Below are 21,827 nucleotides of genomic sequence, written 5' to 3'. Positions count from 1 at the left end.
CTTAGTAGTTGGGTGGCAGCGAAAGTATGATAAAATCTGTAACCATCTAGTTAATGCTTGCGTCTCAATAAAAACACACATCATACTTTACCTAACAATGAAAAATCACATACAATACTTATACCATAAATACACTGAGTTATATATTCTCATCTGCTTAATTTCATTTGGGTTCTGCGGCATTTCAGAAGCCCAAATAGTAACTCCGGCAGGAAAACTTATCAGCAATGCCATGATAGACACATTTCTGCAAAAACAGATCGACTCATTGCAGCTTCCCGGATTATCAATAGCATTTATCAGTAAAGGCAAAATCGTTTATCACCGTGCTTTAGGTGTAACAGATATTAAAACAAAAAAACCAATAGACGAACAGTCGATTTTTGAAGCGGCTTCGCTCTCCAAGCCTGTATTTACCTATTGGGTTATGAAATTGGTTGACCGGGGCATATTAAATATGGATACCCCTTTGTATAAATATCTTCCCTATTCTGATATTGCACAGGATGAGAGATACAAGCTAATCACCGCCCGGATGGTGCTTTCTCACCAATCCGGTTTTCCAAACTGGCGTTTCTTCACTGCCGATTCCACTTTACACGTGAAACAAGGTGACCTTTATTTGAATTTTAAGCCAGGTACAGCATTCAATTATTCGGGCGAGGGGTTTCTTTACCTGGGCAAAGTGGTAGCGCATTTGCTTAACTGTTCATTGCAAAATATGGAGCCACTGTTTGAACGTGAAGTTGCTATCCCACTACACATGCCCCATAGTTCATACACTGCCAATCCCTATATTTTGAAACATAAGGTCAGAGGACATCAGGATGGGCACTTAGATCCTACTAACGGATTAAACTGGCCTATAATTCCATCCATCAGCATTGATTCAAACACTTTCAATCCTGCAGCTTCCCTGCACACCAACGCTTTAGATTATGCCGCATTCCTCATGCCCTGATGAATGACCAAGGACTAAGTACCAATAGTATCCATGAAATGTTCCGGCAGCAATTAACCGTGCCCCTTCCCGAAGATTTCCGCAAAGCAGGCTATTCAGCCTGGGGATTGGGCATAGCAATAGCGCAAATTCCATCAGGTGCAATTTACTTACACTCAGGCAATAATGGCAATTTTCAATCAGCTTTCATGATGGATAGGGCCCGGCAGTCCGGCTATGTATTTTTTACCAATTGCGATCACGGGAACACTTTTAATGAGAAACTGGAGGCTTTCCTTTCGCTTAAATAGGTTTACTATATTTGCTGCATGGATACACCACTCCAACTTTCCACTTTTGAATCTGAGTTTCGCGTACGCCCCGATGATATCGACATGTTTCAGCACGTACATAACAGCAAATATTTTGATTATGTACTGGCTGCGCGTTACGAACAGATGGAGCGTTGCTATGGAATGGCGATGGAAAAATTTATGGAACGCGGCTTCGGCTGGGTGGTACGTACCGCCCATGTGGATTATAAACGTGCTTTAACCATGGGCGATTACTTTATTGTGAAAACCGGTATTGAAAGTATTGACGACAAAGGCTGCCGTGTAAAGTTTATCATCACCAATAAAGCCACTAAAAAGATCTGCTGCGATGGTTGGTTTGATTATGTGATGATTGACATGGCTACCGGACGCGGTGCAAAGATCCCTCAGGATGTAATTGATCAGTACCTGATCTGACCTTAACTGCGCGGATGAAATTGGCTGATGGTACTTTTTAGATACTCCCTGTCTAAATGGGTATAAATTTCTGTCGTGGTGATGCTTTCGTGACCCAGCATCTCCTGCACTGCCCGTAAATCGGCGCCACCTTCAACAAGGTGTGTGGCAAAGGAGTGCCGAAAGGTATGGGGACTTATCTTTTTCTTCAATCCAATGGTTTCAGCCAACCCTTTGATGGTTAAAAAAATAATCTGCCGGCTTAACCTTGTACCCCGTCTGTTCAGGAAAACATAGTCCTCCTCACCTCTTTTTATTGGGTTATGTACTCTTACATTTTCTATCCAGATCTTCAGTGCTTTTATAGCTTCGCTGCCTATCGGCACCAATCGTTCCTTATTGCCTTTACCGGTCACCTTTATAAATTCAATATCAAGGTACAGATTAGAGAGTTTCAGTTCGGTAAGCTCGGATACACGCAGGCCTGAACCGTATAGGGTTTCCAGGATGGCTTTGTTACGGATGCCTTCTGGTTTGGATAGGTCTAACGCAGCTATAATTTTGTTGATCTCTTCATAGCTCAATGTATCCGGCAGCTTACGCGTGATCCTGGGCGATTCGAGCAATTCTGACGGATCGGATTTAATAATATCCTCCATCAGCAGGTATTTATAAAAAGCTTTTATGCCCGAAAGAATCCTGGCTTGCGATGAAGGGATCATACCCAGTTCATTTATCCAGTTAATGAACCCGCGCAAATCAGTTAAAGTAATTAATTCTGGTTTTAGTTTAACTATCTGTGAATCTGAATATTGATATAATTTTTCTATATCTCTGCTGTAAGCTTCGATAGAGTTGTCGGATAGCGACTTCTCTAATTTTAAATATGCCTGGAAACCTTTTATTGCCGAACGCCAATCCAATTGATTTTAGTTTTGATGATTTATAGCTAAGTTTGAACTAATGAAGATACAAATTATAAACGGCCCCAATTTGAACCTGTTAGGCGTTCGCGAAAAATCAATTTATGGCGATGCCAGTTTTGAAACCTATCTTGAAACCCTGCGCCAACGCTTTGCAAACATCACCATTGATTATTACCAAAGCAACATTGAGGGCGAAATTATAAATAAACTGCATGAAACTGGATTTAGTTACGATGGTATTGTGATGAATGCCGGGGCGTATACCCACACTTCTATTGCCATTGCCGATGCTATCGCTGCAATCAATACACCGGTTATTGAAGTGCATCTCTCCAACGTACACAAGCGCGAGGAGTTCAGGCATAAATCAATGATAGCGGCCAGTTGTCGTGGCGTAATCGCAGGTTTCGGGATGGATAGCTATCGCCTCGCCATTGAAAACCTGTCGCTTAAATAATATTAAAATATTTTATCGTTTTGATAAAACGCTTTTGGTGTAAAAGCGTTTAAATATTGCTTTCAGCTTATTGTTCCAGATGCTTAAAATATTCAGGGTTGCCGCGCTAAGTTTACTTTTTATTACGCTGTTATTCAGTGTTGATGCATTTGCCCAAGCCAAAAAGAAAAGATCAAAATCGGTAAGAGACTCGCTCCGCGCCTCTATCCTCTCGCGCGATTCGATGATGCGGGCGCTTAAACGTTCAGATACGTCGGTCAATAACCTGCTGCAAAAGGTTGAATATTATACATCTGCCTTTAACCAGATCAAAAGCAACCTGTCAAAAAAGTTAGATACGGCAGAGATCAGCACTAAGCTACCATCATTTGAAAGGCGGATTACGCTCATCAAATCACTTATTGATAATGATAAATCAAGCACGTTAAGGTATCTTTATACCATCAGGGATGTGCTTACCCGAAGTGATGACCAGCTTGACCTTTGGCAGGAGCAGCTTGCCGATATCAATAGTAAACTTGTTCAAAATCAAAACGATCTGGATGCCATATCGCGCGACAGCGTTTTAAAGATCCTGCCTGCTGATAGCTCGCTGGCCACTACCTATCTCATCCAAAAAATAGCTATCGACAGCAAATATCACCGCCTGGATACTACCAACAAAAAGGTAATGGTAAAAGTAGGCCTGCTGCAAAACCGCACCTCAGCTGTTTATATTTCGATACTCGACCTTAAAGACCAGATTGATACCAAGATCAGGGATTTCAGCATCAGGGCGATGTCCCAGGAGTATAGCAACATATGGAACATGAATGCTGATGAAGGCAGCGATTTCGGCCCGGCAACAAAAGCTACCGCCGATATGAACGCCAAGCTGTTCAACTTTTTTATAGGTCGGGATATTCTGATCCATCTTTCGGGCCTGGTTGTTCTATTTGCTTTTTTTGCCTGGGTCCGCGCCAGTCGCCGTAGGATCATACGTGATAACGATACGCCCGAAAGTGTGTTTAGCCAGGCCAATTACGTTGTGAATTATCCGTTTGTATCCTCAATAGTTTTGACTTTCACATTGCTGCCTAACATTTATGATCACCCACCAGTAATTGTATTGGAGATGTTTTTGTTGGTGCTGATGATCGCCCTGCTTTACCTCATAAAAAAAGCATGCCCTGCAACCATGTTCCGTTACATGCTACAATTATTTGGCATCACTATTATTTACAGCCTGAGCAATCTTTATATCCAGGTAACCAATATCGACAGGGTAGTTATTTTGATTTTAGGTCTGGCAGCATCGATAATAAGTTTCAGGTTTTTATCAGAAGTGCGCAAAGCCAGGGCTGATTACCTGCCTTATACAGGCTTTATATTGAAGGTTTTCATATTTCTGCAGGCCTCATCTTTTTTATGCAATGTTTTTGGCAGGGTGAGTTTAGCCAAGATCATTGGTGTTAGCGTGGTTTATAACCTATGGCTTGCCCTTGCTATGTATTATATAGTGCATATCATTATGGAAGCCTTGTTCCTGCAACTGGAAGCCGGTAAAAAGAGTAACAACCTCACTTCTTTTATTGATTATAAATTAATGCAAAATAAGTTCAGGAGTGTGCTAAGCATATTGGCTACCTTGTTGTGGCTGGTAATGCTTACCCAAAACCTGAACGTTGAAGATACTGTATTTGATTACCTGGGCGATTTTCTTGCCAAAAACCGCAGCATCGGCGGTACCAATACCCAGTTTACGTTTCAAAGCGTGATTATATTTGTGGCCGTGATCTGGCTGTCGTCTATAGCCTCTAAGATCATCAGTTATCTTTATGATATTGCCGCCAAGCATGCCAATGATATTGACGTAGCCAAGAAAAAGAACCGGACCTCTACCCTGCTTATCCGTATCGGGGTAATTGCTTTAGGCTTCTTCCTTGCCGTAGCTGCTTCAGGAGTGCCTATTGATAAGATTACCATCATTATCAGCGCTTTTGGTATTGGTATTGGTTTTGGCTTACAGAATATCGTTAACAACCTCGTATCGGGTTTGATACTGGCTTTCGAGAAACCGATCCAGGTTGGGGATATCATTGAGGTCGATAACCGGTCGGGCACTATAATGGATATCGGTATCCGGGCCAGTAAAATAGCCACTTCCGATGGCGCCGAGGTAATCGTTCCTAACGGCGACCTGATTTCGCACCATGTAATTAATTGGACGCTAAGCAATAACAATCGCCGCGTAGAGCTAATAGTAGGAGTAGCATATGGATCTGATATCGAAAAAGTTAGGAATATATTATTAAACTTATTGATGAACCATGATGATATCATGGCTCAGCCTCCGCCGTCTGTGTTCCTGCACAATCTCAACGAAAGCTCGGTTGATTTCAGGCTGTTCTTTTGGGCTGCGGATATCTCCACATGGCTTTCATTGAAAAGCCGCGTGCTTGCCGATATCTATGATGCTTTTGCTAAAGAAGGTATCGAAATACCGTTCCGCCAGCAGGACGTACGCGTAATATGGCCGAAAGGCTTGCCTCCCATTAAAGTAGAAGCGCCGGGCATAAGTGACGAGACAGAGCCGGAACAGGGTGCAGATGACGTTAAAGCTCCGAAGGATCAAGATCAGTAAAATGAATTTTCTTTTTCACAAAGAAATCCCAAACAATACTGCCCCTGTATATACCTTTTGTGTTATGTACCGCGTTACCTTTCGCCTTTTGCCTTTCGCCTTTAACCTTCTTAAAGAGGCTTAACACAAAGCTCTGATGTGCCCTGCTTACTGCCCAGGCATCTTTGCGTTTACCTTCCATCAAAAACCTGAACAAGGCCAGGAGATCCATTATAAAGCGGATGCTGATCACCCAAAACGCCCGCCAAAATGGAAGGTTCTTTTTTATAAGCAGCAGGTTATTCCTGAAATTGAGATAGGTCTTAAACGGATTTTCGGCATTTAATGTACCGCCGCCAACGTGATATATGGTTGATTGCGCGCAATACATTACTTTATAGCCCATGTTTTTTAAGCGCCAGCAAAGGTCAATCTCTTCCATGTGGGCAAAAAAACTTTCATCAAAGCCACCAGCTTCATCCCAGATACTTTTTTTGATGAACAGCGATGCCCCTGAAGCCCAAAACACTTCGCCCGATTGCTCATATTGGCCGTTATCCTTTTCAAGTTCGTAAAAGATTCTGCCGCGGCAAAAAGGATAGCCGTGCTTATCAATAAAGCCACCGGCAGCGCCAGCATGTTCAAAGTACTCTTTTTGCGCATACGACCGGATCTTGGGAGCAGCGGCAGCGATTAAACTATCGCTTTCCATTAATTCGATAACAGGTTCAATCCAGCTGGGGATTACCTCCACGTCCGAATTAAGCAGGATATAATAATCGGCATCAACCTGGGCCAGCACCCGGTTGTAACCTCCTGTAAAACCGTAGTTTTTATCATTTTGGATAATCCTCACTGATGGATAGTTTTCGCGCATAAACGCCACTGAATTATCCGAAGAAGCGTTATCCCCCATAACGATATCCAGGTTAGGATACGTTGATGATAATACCGAAGGAAGAAATTGTTTAAGGTACTTTGCGCCGTTCCAGTTTAAAATAACTACAGCAACTTTAGGTGTATGGGTCATCTATGTAAATCCTCCGGCTTAAACTTCCATCTCCGGTGCGACCATAACCAATATTGCGGTTCTCTCCTGATCATCCCCTCAAGATATTTAACATGCATATCTGTTATTTCGTGTTCGGCAGTTTCTTTTGGTGTTTCGGTAAGCGGGATTAGCGTATATTCATAATATCCGCGTTTTACCCTTTTCATGTCGTAAAAAACAACAGCTGCGTCAATTGTTTTGGCAATTTTTTCGATACCCAAAAATACCGCAGTAGGCTGGTTTAAAAAATTGGTGAAATAGTTTACCTCATGCATCACGGGAGTTTGATCGCCCACGAGCACGCTTACAGTAAGTTCTTTACGGTATTCAATCATTTTACGCAATGTTTGCTTCATGGCAACCGGCTGCCCACCAAACCTTGAGCGGATCTTAATAAAAAAATCATCAAACGTTTTGTTCGACAGGTTTTTATAAATGATCATGAACCTTTTATCGGTAACGAAATTAAAATTGAGCGCGGCCATTTCCCAGTTGCAATAATGACCGGCAACCGCAATAATACTTTTACCTTTAGCAAAGTATTCAAACACCAAATCGGAGTTGGTTGCGACTACTCTTTTCCGGATCTGTTTTTCTGATACGGTGATCATTTTAATGGTTTCCACTATCAGGTCGGCCAGGTAGCGATAGTACTTTCGTTCAATATCATGGCGTTCCTGATCTGTTTTTTCGGGAAAGGAATTGCGGAGGTTTTGCTGCACTACATCACGGCGGTAATGAACAACGTAGTAAATAATAACAAACGCAATATCGGATAAAATGTATAAAAACCAAAAGGGAAGCAACGATATAAGGTATAAAATTAATATCCCTAACTTAGTAAAACCCTTTTTTATCATTATTTTAGCCAATTTTGAGCACAAACATAAAATATATGATTGAAAAAGGCGCTGTGTTACCCATGTTTTATCTTCCACCGGTAGATTATTTTGTACAGTTAAATATGTACAAGCCTGATATACTGATAGAAAGAGAAGAGCATTTCCCCAAACAAACTTATCGTAACCGGGCTAATATCTACTCGCCCGATGGGGTACTGGCATTGGTGGTGCCGGTAATAAAAGGTTCAAAAAACCATACTAAAGTTAAAGATGTAAAAATCAGCTACGATTTTATGTGGCAGCGCCTGCACTGGCAAAGCTTGCAGGCCTGTTATCGCCGTTCGGCTTATTTTGAATTTTATGAAGATGATTTAGCGCCTTTTTATGAAAAACAAATCACCTATTTGTTTGATTATAATCAGGAGCTTTTGAACCTGCTGCTCAAGCTTACTAAAATAAAAACAGAACTAAATTATACGGATGAATACCATGCCGAATATCCTAACCTGCACGATTTTCGGTTTTCTATTCATCCTAAAAAAGAAAGTGAAATGCAGCAGAAACCATATTTCCAGGTATTTGAAGACCGACGGGGCTTTATGAAAAACCTGAGTATTATTGACCTGCTGTTTAACCAGGGCCCGCAAACAATAAACTATTTGTAGATGAATGGCAACTTTAAACGCCTGCGCCTTAAAAAACACAAACACGCAGGAAATGTAGGTGACAGACCGGGTACTATTAGGGTAGCCGAGGATGCACTGAAACCCATTATATCCGTTTACTCATATAATAAAGATGAGTTGGTAACCTGTGAGGGAAAGGATATCAAAACAGCATTAAAACAGCTCAATAAATGTGATAATCATACCCATTGGATCAAGATTAATGGGTTAGGCGATGCCTCGCTGATTGAGCAAATTGGTGAGCATTGCAATATAAATGCCTTGGTTTTGGAGGATATTGCCAATACACACCAGCGCCCCAAATTTGATGAATACGAGGATTATGCCTTTTGTACCAGCCGCATCGTTCAATTTAATAAGGATAACGAGATCATTAACTGCCAGTTTTCGGCTATCATAAAAGATAATATCATCATTAGCTTTGAGGAGGACCATACCGAGCGCTTTGATGCCGTAAAAGCCCGCTTAAAAGCCGGGAAGGGCGCTATCCGTACCGCTGGCCCCGGATATATGTGTTATGCGCTTACTGACACTATAATTGATACCTACTTTGTGCTGCTTGCCGAAATTGGCGATCATTTGGATGCCCTTGAAGATAAGCTTTACCTGAGTGCCGATAAAACCATCATGTTTAATGCCCAGCAGTTAAAACGTACGCTCATTGTTGTACGCCGTGCCAGCTGGCCCGAGCGGGATAAGATCAATGACATGATCCGCTCTGATAGTCCGCTGATAACGCCGGAAGTGAAACTGTTTTTGCGCGATGCTTACGACCATTGCATCCAGGCCATGGACCTTATTGAAAATTATAAAGAGGTAACGTCAAGTATCATCGACCTGTACCTATCCATGGTAAGTAACCGCATGAACGAGATCATGAAGGTGCTTACCATTATTTCGGTGATTTTCATTCCTCTTACTTTTATTGCGGGCATTTACGGCATGAATTTTTCGCGCCAGGATGATAAAGGCCATATCCTTCCGGATAACATGCCCGAATTGTATTGGCACCATGGTTATATTTATGCCATTGTGTTTATGTTTTTGATAGCCTTAATACAGGTGTTTGTATTTTGGAAAAAGGGTTGGTTTAACAGGTTGTAGCCCCTAGCTCCCTAAAGGGGGAGTTATCGGCATAAAAAAGGAGCGTTACGAGTAATGCTTCTTTTTTAATGGAGACGGGTAAGAAACTTGATCAGAAGCCTCCCCCTTTAGGGAGCCGGGGGGCTTGAACTTGTTTCTTTACCATAAACAGGATCTCACCCAGCCCATTTGTTTTGATCTCAAATGTGGTTGAAAGCAACATCCCCATTTTATCTTTACTAAAACCCTTGCCTGCCATCCATTCCAGGTATGATACCGGGATATCGGCTATAATAGTGCCTTTATATTTACCGTAAGGCATTTTGGTTTGTACAATATCAATGAGGATCTTTGGATCTGGCTTTAAATTTTCCACGGAGTAAAGGTAAGTACAAACCGATAGTATTCTGGCCTATTCCTGCAATCCTTTTATAATAAAAAATGTCGCGAGTGCAGCTGCGATGCCAACAGTTGCTTTCAAAATACCGCTGCTTATATAAGGCGGGATATATTTTATACCCATTTCATCGGCAAGAGCCGGGTGCCCTACATAGCGGCCTTTTACAGGTATTGCAACTTGCTCAAAATTATCGGCCATCTCGTGTAATTGATCATGCAGCTCACGGCCGCGCATTACGGGGCCATGGCCTGCCGCTACTGTACGGGGCTCAAGTGCAGTAAGCCGGCGTACCGATTCAGCTGCAGCCTCCCAGTCGGTAGTAAAATATCTTGGCGGGCCTGTTAGCTTTTTTAACGAACTAAATGAATATAAAGCTGATTCGGCCTTTGTGGTTGCCAACGCATCACCGGCAATCAAAGTTGAGTTTATTGGTAAAAACAGGGATATATGCCCCGGCGTGTGGCCTGGTGTATGAATGACTTTCCATTCGGGCAGTTCAGGGATCCCTTCCTCTATGTCAATTGCCTTTACTTTGTTGCCCAGGTTTATAGGTGCTGTAGGGAAAAACACCGATAACAAGCTCATCAGCCCGTCGGTTAGTGATGGATCGGATGGTGGATACGACGATAAGCCGGTTAAGTAAGGTAATTCAAGAGCGTGGGCATAAACAGGCACATTCCAGATCTTCAGAAGCTCTGCCAATCCGCCGGCATGATCACCATGCCCGTGTGTAAGCACAATGGCTGCCGGCCTTGTTCCGGGGCCAAAAAGTTCCTCGGCCATGGTAATGATCTTATTGGCCGAACCTTTTAACCCGGTATCAACCAATACCCAGCCCTTGGCAGCGCCTGGGCGATTAGCTATCATGTAAACGTTAACAAACAATAATTTGGTTCCCCATACCCTTTGCGATACCTGGAAATACTTTGTACTGAGCCTTCTGTTCATGGTTTATAATTGTTAACAAAACGTAACTCTTATATTAAAAGTTTTAGGTGGATTAAATTTAAAAACAATTTTATCAGCTTAAAAACAAATAACATACATCTAACCGGGCATCTTATGCAAACAGAAACTAAATAAACCATGTTAGATTTATAAATTATAAACATCATGGAACAACAATTTGATGCTACACTTACAGGAACCGACAGCGAAATTGACGGCACAGCGCAACAGGTAAACCGTCCCGGTTATACCAAAGCTTACGATTTTAGGTCGATAGATGGAACACTCCATTTAGTAATCGGTAAAAATCAGGATGGTGAATGGATCAGGCTTGATGGCACGGAGCCTTACCTTTCAAGCTGGATAGATGAACTCGCAGAACAGGCGGTAAGTCATTCTTTATAAACAGAGAAAGCCGGGTCACGAATTGATCCGGCTTTCTCTGTCATGATATAAGTTGCTTAGTCCAACTCAATCGGTTTCATTTTAGGCACCAAAAAGTGCATGATAAGCCACGCTAAAATGTATGCACTGCCACAAACAAAAAACATGATGTAATACGCTATCTCAATTTTATGGATTGACCGGTAGTACACGAATAAATTTTTCTGTACCGCAAGCGACAAAAATACTCCGCCTATCGAACCAAACATACCACCTAAGCCTGTTACCGAGCCAATAGTACGCTTCGGGAACATATCCGAAACTGTAGTGAAAATATTAGCACTCCAGGCCTGGTGCGCAGATGCCGCTATCCCTATCACTATCACCGCAAGCCACATATTAACGCCACCCAAAATTTGCGCAAATATGATTGGTATTACTGCCAGTGCGTAAATAAACATAGATGTTTTCCGGGCTTTAAATACCGGCCAGTCCTTTTTAATAAGGTTCATGGGCAGCCATCCGCCACCAACACTCCCAAAGGTCGACATGGTATAAACCAGTGCAACGGGTATGGCTATTTGTGTACCTTTTAAATTATATTGGCTCTCCAAAAAATCGGGCAACCAAAACAGGTAAAACCACCATATGGGGTCGGTAAGAAATTTACCTATCACAAACGCCCATGTTTGTTTAAAAGAAAGCAGTTTGCCCCAGGATATTTTTTTTTGTTCGGCAGGCTGCAAAGTCTCGGTTTGGCTATCATGATCACTGTTGATATAATCAAGCTCGGCCTTTGATACTTTGCTATGTTTTGAAGGCGCACGATAAATTACCTGCCATAATACAAGCCATATAAAACCGATTGAGCCGGTTATGATAAATGCCCAGCGCCATCCCCAGGCAGCTGCTATAAACGGAACCGTTAAAGGGGCAACTATAGCACCTATATTTGCACCCGAGTTAAAGATCCCCGTAGCAAATGCACGTTCTTTTTTGGGAAACCACTCGGCCACTGTTTTAATGGCTGCAGGAAAATTTCCCGCTTCACTAAGGCCCAGTGCAGAACGTACTACGCCGAAACCAAAGGTGCCGCCAACAAAAGCGTGGCATACTGCCGAAATACTCCATAGTAGTGTTGAAAGGAAATAGCCGAGTTTGGTGCCTATCTTATCGATGATCCGTCCGGCAGCCAGCAAACCTATTGAATAAGCTATTTTAAAAGCAATCTCAATATTGGCATAGTCGCCATCATTCCACTTAAACTCCTTGGTAAGGTCTGATTTAAGCAAACTGATTACTGCCCGGTCAAGGTAATTAACGGTTGTTGCGAAAAAAACCAGCGAGCAGATCACCCAGCGGTAGTTTCCAACTTTTTCTTCTCTCATTATAATTTAGGTTAACTGGCTATTTAATGGTTTGTACTATCTCCAGCAGCTTCAGGGTATCGTTATACAGTCTATCGTACTCCTGGTTTTCCAGTACGCTTTTGCTGATTAGTTTACTGCCCATACCCACCGCACATACCCCGGCTTTAAACCAGGTGCTGATACTGTCATGGTTCAAATCAACCCCACCTGTTGGTATGAACAACTGACCGGCAAACAAATCCCTGATTGAGGATACAAACTCCGGTCCCAGTATATTGGCCGGGAATATTTTTATCAGCGCAGCCTCATTTTGTTGAGCTGTGTAAATTTCAGTTGGTGTCATACAACCGGGAATCCATAACAAGTTGTGCTGCGCTGCCAGTTTACCAACCTCGGGGTTAACAATTGGCGAAACGATAAAATCAGTTCCGGCAGCAATAAAAGCTTCAGCTTCCTGAACGCTTTTGATGGTACCGATACCTAATTCCAGGCCCGGCATTTCGCCGTTGGCAAGGGCTTGTTTTAAAACCTTAAAGTTTTCGAGGGCGGCTGCACCGCGGTTAGTATATTCAAATACCCGTATCCCGGCTTTATAAAGCGTACGGGTAATTTGCAGGCTCACTTCCGGGTCTTTATAAAAAAACAGCGGTAATGTACCTTGCTTTAATATCGCGTCAAGTACTATATTTTTTTTAGTCATTGTTTCATTGCGTTATAAATTTGATCAACTGTTTTGGTGGTCGCATCGCCTTCAATAAAAAGCTTTTCAAATGCGGCTGCCGTTGCAAAGTCCAGCAATTGCTGCGGATCCTGCTTGTTATAAAAGCCGTAAATAAGGCCGGCCATAAAGCAATCGCCGCTGCCAACTTTGTCAACCACGGTTTCGGTAGTATAGGTTGGGGAGTGATAAAAGCGGTTGCCTGTATAAAGCGAAGTATAATATTCAACGCCTTTGCCTGCATCAAAGCGGAAGGTATTGGCAACAGCCCGGCAGCGTGGATAAGCATCCATAATCCTTTCAGACGAATAAAGCCCTTCTTTCAGGTAAATGCTTTGCTGGCCCGATTCATGCATATCTGGCGTAACGGGAATACCAAGCATAGTTTCTTCGGCCCAAACATTACCCATAATGATATCGGCATATTGTACCAGTTTTGGCATGATCTCGACCGGTTTTTTTCCATACTGCCATAATTTAGGACGATAATTAAGATCGACAGAGATGGTGATATGTTTTTTGCTTGCTGCCTGTAAAACTTCTTCGCAAACATCGGCCGCAAGTTGGTTCAAGGCCGGGCAAATCGCGCTGAAATGAAACCAGCTTACTCCCTCCAAAACGGCATCCCAGTTAACCATACCCGGTTTCAGATCGGCAAAGGATGAGCCCGCACGGTCATATACAATGGCATTGTTCTTTACATCTTTACCACGGGTAAGATAATAAAGACCTATTCTGTTACCACTGTGATGTATTGCTGATGTGTCGATGCTTTTGCTTTCCAGGTAACTGATAATCTGTTCGGATAAGGCATTATCAGGCAAAGCGGTAAAATATTTTATTGGCTGCCCCCATAAAGCTAACGCGTTGGCAACATTAAGCTCAGCACCGCCCATAAAAAATGGCAGCTTGTTTTTTGCAAGCCATTGCCCTTCGCCATCGGGGCACATGCGTAACAACAATTCGCCAAATGACAGGATGCTTCCCTTTGTAATTTCTATATTGCTCATTTAAAAATTGAAATAGTTTTTGGCGTTAAAATAACAAATATCGCTCACGATCTTTCCTGTCCATTCAATATCGTTTGGTAATTCGCCGTTTTCAATGTCATCACCCAACAAGTTACAAAGCAACCTGCGGAAATACTCATGCCTCGGGAACGACATAAAGCTCCTTGAATCGGTAAGCATCCCAACCAAACGGCTCAACAGGCCCATGTTTGATAAAGCGTTTAATTGCTTAATCATGCCATCCTTTTGATCCAAAAACCACCAGGCCGATCCAAACTGCATTTTGCCGGCTACCGAACCGTCATTATAGTTGCCCACCATAGTAGCAAACAACTCGTTATCGGCAGGGTTAAGGTTATAAATAATGGTTTTGGCTAACTGGTTAGTGGTATCCAACCTGTTCAGGAATTTGGATAATGCCCTGCCTTGTGCAAAATCGCCTATAGAATCCCAGCCGGTATCAGGCCCCAGATTGGTTAAAGCACGCGCATTGTTATTACGCAATGCACCAAGGTGGAATTGTTGTACCCAGCCTTTTTCATGATCCCAAATGGCAAAGTAATACAACATGGCCGATTTAAATTTCAGGATTTCCAAAGGCAACAACACTTCGCTGTTCCTTATTTTGGTAAAGATGGTAGCTATCTCTGCGTCGGTATAATCTTCGGCATAAATTTGCTCCAGTCCGTGATCTGATAATTTGCAGCCATTTTCGGCGAAGTAATCGTGTCTTGCTTTTAAGGCCGAAAGATATTCATCAATGTTAGATATGGATACATTTGCTACTGATTCCAGTTGGTCAATGTATTTGTTGAGCCCGGCAATGTCATCGGCGTTCATAGCTTTATCGGGGCGGTAGGCCGGCAATACTTTCACGCTGTATCCATCCCGTTTCAGTTTCTGATGGTGGCTAAGATTATCCAGCGGATCATCGGTAGTGCCGACAACCTCTACATTTTTACTTTTCAGGATATTACGGATGCCGAACTCCGGCGATTGCAATTTTTCGTTGCATTGGGCATATATTTTTTGTGCTGAAGCCGGTGAAAGCAATTCAGTGATGCCAAAATAGCGCTGCAATTCAAGGTGTGTCCAATGATATAGCGGATTTCTTAACGTATACGGTACAGTGGCTGCCCAGGCTGTAAATTTTTCTTCGTCGGTTTTATTGCCGGTGATATACGCCTCATTAACGCCGTTTGCACGCATAGCACGCCATTTATAATGATCGCCATAAAGCCAGATCTGCGTGATGTTTTGAAAATTGATGTCATCGGCTATCTGATCTGGCGGCAAATGACAGTGGTAATCAATAATAGGCTGATGGCTCGCAAACTCGTGATATAAGCGCTGCGCCGTTTTAGTTTGAAGTAAAAAATCCTGATCTAAAAAATTCTTCATTGGTTATTAACAGATGAATACCATGGTTACTGGTATAGTAGTTTATACTTGTAAGCGGCAAATTACACATCATATAGGCAAGTTGGAAGTAATAAGCCCAAACAATCCACGCAAACGTTTTCGTTAGCAGGTAAAAGTTAGTGTCAATTACACAAAAAAGGCGACGAGTGTTAACCCGTCGCCTTTTCTTGTCTATTGGTAAAATTTCTGCTACCAGAAAATTGAGTACAATGCAACTACAATACCGGTTACAATTAATGCACCAGCCAAAAACCCTCTTGACGTTTTAAACATTGAACCGTCAATTTCAAGTCCGTTTGTAGTAATGCCCCTTGCCTGGTCAATTTTTGATATAATGTACATACCGACAACGCAAAGAATAAATACGAAACCCATACGGTCAAGGAAAGGGATTTCATACAGCTTAGTTACCTTATCATCCTGCAAGGCTAATTTTGAAAAGCCATACGGCGACAGGAAGCTCAGGTCAATAAACCTTGGGCAAAGTTTAAAGAAGCATGAGAATATGAAACCGCCGATAGTTGCAAATAATGCAGCATTTGAAGTCGCTTTTTTCCAGAAGAAACCAAGGATAAACATGGCAAAGATACCCGGAGATACGAAGCCTGTATATTCCTGGATGTATTGGAAGCCCTGTTTGCCTTCGCCCATTAAAGCTTTACCGATAAGCTCAGATAACAGGATACCTAATAACAAGGCAACAAGTACCGATATTTTACCCAGGTTAACCAGTTTTTTATCGGTAGCTTCAGGGTTGATTGCTTTTTTGTAAATATCTAACGTAAAGATGGTAGCGATACTGTTTGCTTTACCCGCTAACGACGCTACAATAGCAGCCGTTAACGCAGCAAATGAAAGGCCTTTTAAGCCGCTTGGCAATAAGTTTAACAGTGATGGATATGCTTTATTAGGATCCAAAACTCCAGATGAACTCGCCATTTCCTGGTGGAACATACCTTTTTGATATAAAAGGTAAGCCGCAATACCAGGCAGCACTACAATAACAGGCATCAGCAACTTAAGGAAAGCTGCAAACAGGATTCCACCACGGGCAGTTTTAAGGTTTGCGCCCAAAGCCCTTTGGGTAATATACTGGTTACAGCCCCAATAGTTAAGATTAGTGATCCACATGCCGCCTATCAGAACAGATAAGCCAGGAAGGTCCATGTAATTTGGATTATCCTTTTTAAAGATCATATGGAAGTGATCAGTAGCTTCGCTATGCAGGATCTTGAAACCATTGAGTAAGCCTGTTGTACCTTCTTTTTCGCTTAACAAAGTAAGTGCAAGGTAAGATGCCATTAAACCGCCCAATATCAATACCGCCACCTGGATAACGTCGGTATAGCCGATAACCTTCATACCGCCCAGTGTAATAACTGCAGAGAATATAGCCAACAGCCAGATACACAAGTGAATATCAAGACCTGAAATACCGCTGACAGCTAATGCACCAAGGTAAAGGATCGACATTAAGTTAACCACGATGTACAACAACAGCCAAAAAATGGCCATGATCATGGCTACTGTTCCGTTATACCGCTGATGCAGGAACTGCGGCATGGTAAAAATCTTATTTTTAAGATATACCGGGATAAAGAAAACCGCCACAATGATGAGGGTAATAGCGGCCATCCACTCGTAAGTAGATATGGCTAAGCCCATTTTAAACGCAGACCCACTTGTACCTATAAATTGTTCGGCAGAGATATTTGAGGCGATGAGCGATGCTCCGATAGCCCACCAGGTTAACGACCCTTCGGCCAAAAAATAGTCTTTTGAGGTAGCGTCGGCGTTGTGTTTACGCTTATACACCCACCAGCCGTAACTGGCAACAATTATAAAGTAGATAAAGAAAACAGCATAATCGCCATTCGAAAGGGTTTTGAGGTTCATTGTTTTGGTTTGTCTTTGGGTTTAATATGTATGATTGACAATTATAAACTATATATATCGATTTATCAAATTTTCGATATATTCTTGTTTACCGCTTGTCACTTTAGGTTCGCCGTTAGCTATCGCATAGTTACGCAAATCTTCCAAAGAAACCTTACCCTCTTCAAAATCTTTCCCGGTGCCGGCATCAAATGACGCATACCTGTCGGTACGTAATTTTTTATACTCTGATTTTTGCAAAATGTTGTCAGCAGTAACCAAAGCCCTTGCGAAGAGGTCCATACCACCAATGTGAGCATAGAACAAATCAGCCGGATCGGTTGAATTACGGCGGATCTTGGCATCAAAGTTAATACCACCACCCTGGAAACCGCCTGCCTCAAGAATGATCAGCATGCACTCCGTTACTTCATTAATATCGTTAGGGAACTGGTCGGTATCCCAGCCATTTTGCGTGTCACCGCGGTTTGCATCTATCGAACCTAATAAACCTGAATCGGCAGCAACCTGTAGTTCGTGCTGGAAAGTATGACCTGCTAAAGTGGCGTGGTTAACTTCAAGGTTCAGTTTAAAATCGTTGATCAGGTCGTATTTCTGTAAAAAACCTAATACAGTGGCCGCATCATAATCATACTGGTGTTTGGTTGGCTCGCATGGTTTTGGCTCAATAAAGAACGTGCCTTTAAAACCTTGCTTGCGGGCATAATCTTTAGCAGTATGTAAAAACTTAGCTAAATGCTCCTGCTCGCGTTTCATATTGGTGTTGAGCAGACTCATGTAACCTTCGCGACCACCCCAGAAAACATAATTTTCGCCGCCTAATGCAATCGTTGCGTCAAGTGCCGCTTTTACCTGCGCACCGGCATGAGCCAATACATGAAAATCGGGGTTGGTTGATGCACCGTTCATATAACGTTTGTGGCTGAACAGGTTTGCAGTACCCCAAAGCAATTTTACACCGCTGGCAGCCTGTTTTTGCTTGGCATAATCAACCAAAGTCTGCAAACGACGATCATTTTCGGCAACATCATTGCCATAGTCAACCACATCAACGTCGTGGAAACAGTAATAAGGCAGGTTCATTTTGGTCAAGAACTCAAACGCTCCATCCATTTTGTCTTTAGCTCGCTCAACAGCGTCAGCTTTTTCATCCCACGGGAAAACGTGTGTAGCGCCGCCAAACGGATCGGCACCGTTACCGCAGAACGAATGCCAGTAAGCACCGGCAAACCGTAAATGATCTTTCATGGTTTTGCCTGCCACTACCCTGTCCGCGTCATACCAGCGAAACGCCAGTGGATTGTCTGATTCAAGGCCTTCAAATTTTATCTGGCCTATTTCTTTGAAAAATTCTTTTTCGCCTGTTACTATCATTTTAATTATTGATTTACTGAGTTATTGAATTAGTGATTGTTTTTATTAGATAATTATTGAATTATTGATTTAGATATACGGGGCAATACCTTTCGCCTTTAACCTTTTCCCTTTCACCTTAAGCGCGCTTCCAAAAGGGTTTTCCACTCCTGGTAAACCGGTTCAAATTGGTCTGTAGTAGGTTCAACCAGTTTGATGGCTTTGATATTGCTGAATGCTTCGGATGGAGATTTGAAGATGCCCGCGCCTATACCTGCGCCTAAGGCCGCACCTACACTGCCGTCGTTATTATAGAGCTCGACAGGAACGCCTGTAGCATTTACAAAAGTTTGGGTAAACAGATCGCTCAGGAAAAGGTTGCTTTTGCCCGCACGGATCACAGTAGGGTTCATACCATTGCTGCGCATAATGTCAAAGCCATAACGGAACGACGAGGCTATCCCCTCCTGCACAGCCCTGAAAATATGCGCCGGGGTATGCAGGTTAAGGTCGATATTTTGAAAATGCGCGCCTACCTGCTTATTATTTAACATACGCTCGGCACCATTGCCAAAAGGCAGTACCTGTAAGCCTTCGCTGCCCAAAGGTGCTTTTTCAGCTTCGGCGTTCATTTGGTTATAGGTATAGCCTGTACCGAAGGTGTTTTTTACCCAGCGATATAAGCTTCCGGTTCCGTTAATACAAAGCAGCACACCAAGTCTTTTCTGTTCGGTGGCATAATTAACGTGTGCGAAGGTGTTAATGCGCGATTGCTGATCATAAACCAGTTGGTCATCTACGCCATATATCACGCCAGAAGTACCTGCAGTGGCAGCTAGCTCGCCGGGATTTAGTACATTTAACGATAAGGCATTGTTGGGCTGGTCGCCGGATTTATAAGTAACCGGAATACCTGCCTTTAAATTCAGTTTTTCGGCCACGGATGCCTGTAAAATTCCGTGCGATGAAAATACAGGATAAATAACCGGAAACAGGCTTTCGTCAAAACCAAAATAATTGATGATCTCTTTGGAGATGCCGTTGGTTTTGAAATCGAAAAACACCCCTTCAGATAATGCCGATACAGATGTGGTGATCTCGCCGGTAAGCTTCATGGCGATATAATCGCCAGGCAACATGATCTTATCAATTTTACTGTAGATCTTCGGTTCATTTTCCTTTACCCAGGCCAGTTTTGAGGCCGTAAAGTTACCCGGTGAATTGAGCAGGTGCGATAAGCAATGCTCTTCGCCAATGGTGGCAAAAGCTTTATCGCCAATTTCAACAGCGCGGCTATCGCACCATATAATACTATCACGAAGTACGTTTTGATTTTTATCAACAAGTACAAGGCCGTGCATTTGGTAAGCGATACCAATGGCAGCTATATCTTTTGAGTTGTAACCTCCCTTAGCATGACAGCGCTCCAATGCTTTGTGCGCCTGCTCCCACCACATTGAGGGAGATTGTTCGGCCCAGCCGGGATGCAAGGCTTTAATTGGCGACTCCTGGTCAGGGTATTGTGCCGAAGCGATTGTATTTTGCGTTGCGGCGTCAACAACACTTACTTTTACCGACGAAGTACCTATATCGATCCCTAATAACAGCATAGCCTATTCAGATTTTTGTATGATTTTTTGGTTGTATTTATTAATTGGTAACTTAACGCAACGAAAATAAAGAAATAAATAAAAATTGCAATCGATTGCGTAAAATATTTTTTCCAACTTGCACGCTATAATGAAGAAAGTTAAACGCACCACCATTTATGACATTGCCGCAAAGCTCGGCATAACCGCGTCTTCCGTATCAAGAGCGCTGAATAACAGTAGCCAGGTGAACGAAAAAACCAGGGAGCTGATTATCAAAACCGCCGATGAGCTCAATTATAAACGCAACACCCTTGCCTCCAACCTGCGCAAAGGACATTCAAAAACTATTGGCGTAGTGGTGCCGCGGATAAACCAGAACTTTTTCAGTAACGTGATAGCCGGCATTGAGGAAACAACTTATCAAAAAGGTTATAATCTCATCATATGCCAGTCGGGCGAGGTGCATGATAAGGAAATTCAATGTGTAAATACGCTCATTAATCAGCATGTGGATTGTATAGTGATCTCGGTATCGGCCGATAGCTATGATTACCAACACCTGCAAAATGTGCTTGACCATGGCATTCAGCTGATCCAGTTTGACCGTGTTGCTGAAGAACTGGAAACGCTTAAAGTGATCAACGACAACGAACAGGCTTCATTTGAAGCGGTATCGCACCTGATAGAAAACGGCTATAAACGTATCGCTTTACTTGAAGGCCCCCAAAATCTCAACATTTTTCGCCAGCGAAAAAACGGGTACCTAAGGGCATTAGAAACGCATAAGGTGAAAGTGATTGACGAACTGGTGGTTGAAAATGCATGGACAAAGGAGCTTGGTGCCGAAGCTACCCGTAAGCTGCTTAACCTCCCCCACCCGCCGGATGCAATATTTGCCTCTACGTCTGATTTTTCGGCTTTAGGTGTTTTGGAGGTAGCCAATGTTATGAACATCAAGGTACCTTCAGAGTTGGGCATTTGCGGTTACTCTAATGAAGCTTTTACAGAGATTACCAGTCCATCGATAACCACTATAGATCAGTTTAGCGTTTATATGGGCAAAACCATTGGCAACCTGTTTTTCCAGGAGATTGCCAACGTCGAGGTTTCTGTTAAACCCAAGATTATCAGTATTAAGCCTGAGTTGATTATAAGGGGATCGACGAAAAAGAACAGCTCGCTCTAACCCCCTCTAACTGGGGCAAGCATAAAGTGAAGGCTACTTGTGCCGCGGCTTAGCAGCACAAATAGTTTTCGTTAATAGTCAGCCCTCCATACTTGCGCCAGTAAAAGTCAGTAAAAAGCATCGTCGTTTTTCTCTCGCAATGAACTCTGTGTTCGTAAATTTTTACTAAATTATCCTCATTAATACAACACTCGTCCGATAAAAAACATATTTTAAATTCAATATCGATA

The 21,827-nt window shown here is 42.7% G+C and carries 21 protein-coding genes; 9 read left to right on the top strand and 12 right to left on the bottom strand.

Annotation, left to right across the window (positions count from 1 at the left end; translation table 11 throughout):
* The first annotated feature begins 97 nt into the window (after nucleotides 1-97).
* The 3 genes from DIU38_RS34430 to DIU38_RS10235 are packed head-to-tail and all read left to right on the top strand — an operon-like array spanning nucleotide 98 to nucleotide 1,692.
* Nucleotides 98-961 carry a serine hydrolase domain-containing protein gene (locus tag DIU38_RS34430; RefSeq protein ID WP_112652319.1) on the top strand — a complete coding sequence of 288 codons (864 nt, stop codon included), beginning with the start codon at nucleotides 98-100 and terminating at the stop codon, nucleotides 959-961.
* Nucleotides 961-1,251, top strand: a complete 291-nt coding sequence (locus tag DIU38_RS34425; protein WP_112652320.1) for a serine hydrolase — start codon at nucleotides 961-963, stop codon at nucleotides 1,249-1,251. The genes DIU38_RS34430 and DIU38_RS34425 overlap by 1 nt, the downstream gene beginning before the upstream one ends.
* Before the next feature lie 18 nt (nucleotides 1,252-1,269).
* A complete protein-coding gene (locus tag DIU38_RS10235; RefSeq protein WP_091164824.1) occupies nucleotides 1,270-1,692 on the top strand; it encodes an acyl-CoA thioesterase in 423 nt (140 codons plus the stop codon).
* A 2-nt stretch (nucleotides 1,693-1,694) separates the two neighbouring features.
* On the opposite strand, the gene xerD is transcribed toward DIU38_RS10235, so the two are convergent.
* The gene (xerD, locus tag DIU38_RS10230) at nucleotides 1,695-2,594 is read right to left on the bottom strand and encodes a site-specific tyrosine recombinase XerD (RefSeq protein ID WP_112652321.1); all 900 of its coding nucleotides are present in this window, start codon (nucleotides 2,592-2,594) and stop codon (nucleotides 1,695-1,697) included.
* A gap of 40 nt (nucleotides 2,595-2,634) precedes the next feature.
* On the opposite strand from xerD, the gene aroQ reads away from it, so the two are divergent.
* Both aroQ and DIU38_RS10220 read left to right on the top strand, forming a co-directional pair.
* Nucleotides 2,635-3,054, top strand: coding sequence for a type II 3-dehydroquinate dehydratase (gene aroQ / locus DIU38_RS10225; RefSeq protein ID WP_112652322.1), 420 nt, complete (start codon nucleotides 2,635-2,637; stop codon nucleotides 3,052-3,054).
* A gap of 79 nt (nucleotides 3,055-3,133) precedes the next feature.
* Complete coding sequence (locus tag DIU38_RS10220; RefSeq protein ID WP_112652323.1) at nucleotides 3,134-5,677, top strand: mechanosensitive ion channel family protein; 2,544 nt, start codon at nucleotides 3,134-3,136, stop codon at nucleotides 5,675-5,677.
* Here the strand turns inward: DIU38_RS10220 and DIU38_RS10215 are convergent.
* Nucleotides 5,649-6,686, bottom strand: a complete 1,038-nt coding sequence (locus DIU38_RS10215) for a glycosyltransferase family 2 protein (protein WP_112652324.1) — start codon at nucleotides 6,684-6,686, stop codon at nucleotides 5,649-5,651. The two genes, DIU38_RS10220 and DIU38_RS10215, sit on opposite strands and share 29 nt — an antisense overlap.
* Nucleotides 6,683-7,513: a lysophospholipid acyltransferase family protein gene (locus DIU38_RS10210; RefSeq protein ID WP_243770877.1), complete on the bottom strand. Its 831-nt coding sequence runs from the start codon at nucleotides 7,511-7,513 to the stop codon at nucleotides 6,683-6,685. Before DIU38_RS10210 ends, DIU38_RS10215 begins: the two co-directional genes overlap by 4 nt.
* An 89-nt stretch (nucleotides 7,514-7,602) precedes the next feature.
* Here DIU38_RS10210 and DIU38_RS10205 point away from each other — a divergent pair, with 89 nt between their 5' ends.
* Together DIU38_RS10205 and corA are read left to right on the top strand one after the other, a co-directional pair.
* The gene (locus DIU38_RS10205; RefSeq protein WP_112652326.1) at nucleotides 7,603-8,214 is read left to right on the top strand and encodes a WbqC family protein; all 612 of its coding nucleotides are present in this window, start codon (nucleotides 7,603-7,605) and stop codon (nucleotides 8,212-8,214) included.
* On the top strand, nucleotides 8,215-9,339 hold the full coding sequence (gene corA / locus DIU38_RS10200; protein WP_112652327.1) for a magnesium/cobalt transporter CorA: 1,125 nt from the start codon (nucleotides 8,215-8,217) through the stop codon (nucleotides 9,337-9,339).
* 91 nt (nucleotides 9,340-9,430) lie between these two features.
* Here corA and DIU38_RS10195 read toward each other — a convergent pair whose 3' ends face one another.
* Nucleotides 9,431-9,694 carry a DUF3820 family protein gene (locus DIU38_RS10195; RefSeq protein WP_149354070.1) on the bottom strand — a complete coding sequence of 88 codons (264 nt, stop codon included), beginning with the start codon at nucleotides 9,692-9,694 and terminating at the stop codon, nucleotides 9,431-9,433.
* A gap of 36 nt (nucleotides 9,695-9,730) precedes the next feature.
* Nucleotides 9,731-10,666: an MBL fold metallo-hydrolase gene (locus tag DIU38_RS10190; RefSeq protein ID WP_112652329.1), complete on the bottom strand. Its 936-nt coding sequence runs from the start codon at nucleotides 10,664-10,666 to the stop codon at nucleotides 9,731-9,733.
* Nucleotides 10,667-10,831: 165 nt separating this feature from the next.
* On the opposite strand from DIU38_RS10190, the gene DIU38_RS10185 reads away from it, so the two are divergent.
* Entirely contained in the window at nucleotides 10,832-11,071 is a 240-nt protein-coding gene (locus DIU38_RS10185) for a hypothetical protein (protein ID WP_112652330.1), read from the top strand.
* A gap of 56 nt (nucleotides 11,072-11,127) precedes the next feature.
* On the opposite strand, the gene DIU38_RS10180 is transcribed toward DIU38_RS10185, so the two are convergent.
* The 7 genes from DIU38_RS10180 to DIU38_RS10150 form a co-directional block, all read right to left on the bottom strand.
* Nucleotides 11,128-12,438: an MFS transporter gene (locus DIU38_RS10180; protein ID WP_112652331.1), complete on the bottom strand. Its 1,311-nt coding sequence runs from the start codon at nucleotides 12,436-12,438 to the stop codon at nucleotides 11,128-11,130.
* A 19-nt stretch (nucleotides 12,439-12,457) separates the two neighbouring features.
* The gene (locus tag DIU38_RS10175) at nucleotides 12,458-13,120 is read right to left on the bottom strand and encodes a bifunctional 4-hydroxy-2-oxoglutarate aldolase/2-dehydro-3-deoxy-phosphogluconate aldolase (protein ID WP_112652332.1); all 663 of its coding nucleotides are present in this window, start codon (nucleotides 13,118-13,120) and stop codon (nucleotides 12,458-12,460) included.
* Nucleotides 13,117-14,148, bottom strand: a complete 1,032-nt coding sequence (locus DIU38_RS10170) for a sugar kinase (protein ID WP_112652333.1) — start codon at nucleotides 14,146-14,148, stop codon at nucleotides 13,117-13,119. Before DIU38_RS10170 ends, DIU38_RS10175 begins: the two co-directional genes overlap by 4 nt.
* On the bottom strand, nucleotides 14,149-15,549 hold the full coding sequence (uxaC, locus tag DIU38_RS10165; RefSeq protein ID WP_112652334.1) for a glucuronate isomerase: 1,401 nt from the start codon (nucleotides 15,547-15,549) through the stop codon (nucleotides 14,149-14,151).
* A 210-nt stretch (nucleotides 15,550-15,759) separates the two neighbouring features.
* Nucleotides 15,760-17,466, bottom strand: a complete 1,707-nt coding sequence (locus tag DIU38_RS10160; RefSeq protein ID WP_112652335.1) for a sodium/sugar symporter — start codon at nucleotides 17,464-17,466, stop codon at nucleotides 15,760-15,762.
* Nucleotides 17,467-17,514: 48 nt separating this feature from the next.
* Nucleotides 17,515-18,840 (bottom strand): xylose isomerase, encoded by a 1,326-nt coding sequence (gene xylA, locus DIU38_RS10155; RefSeq protein ID WP_112652336.1) that lies wholly within the window; start codon nucleotides 18,838-18,840, stop codon nucleotides 17,515-17,517.
* Nucleotides 18,841-18,953: 113 nt separating this feature from the next.
* The gene (locus DIU38_RS10150; RefSeq protein ID WP_112652337.1) at nucleotides 18,954-20,429 is read right to left on the bottom strand and encodes a xylulokinase; all 1,476 of its coding nucleotides are present in this window, start codon (nucleotides 20,427-20,429) and stop codon (nucleotides 18,954-18,956) included.
* Nucleotides 20,430-20,559: 130 nt separating this feature from the next.
* Here DIU38_RS10150 and DIU38_RS10145 point away from each other — a divergent pair, with 130 nt between their 5' ends.
* Nucleotides 20,560-21,597, top strand: a complete 1,038-nt coding sequence (locus DIU38_RS10145; RefSeq protein WP_091164875.1) for a LacI family DNA-binding transcriptional regulator — start codon at nucleotides 20,560-20,562, stop codon at nucleotides 21,595-21,597.
* The last annotated feature ends 230 nt before the right edge of the window (nucleotides 21,598-21,827 follow it).

It is taken from the genome of Mucilaginibacter metallidurans, assembly GCF_003286435.2.
In the GTDB taxonomy this organism is placed as follows: domain Bacteria; phylum Bacteroidota; class Bacteroidia; order Sphingobacteriales; family Sphingobacteriaceae; genus Mucilaginibacter; species Mucilaginibacter gossypii.
The sequence above is the reverse complement of the archived record's forward strand: the minus strand, read 5'-3'. Positions and strand labels throughout refer to the sequence as shown.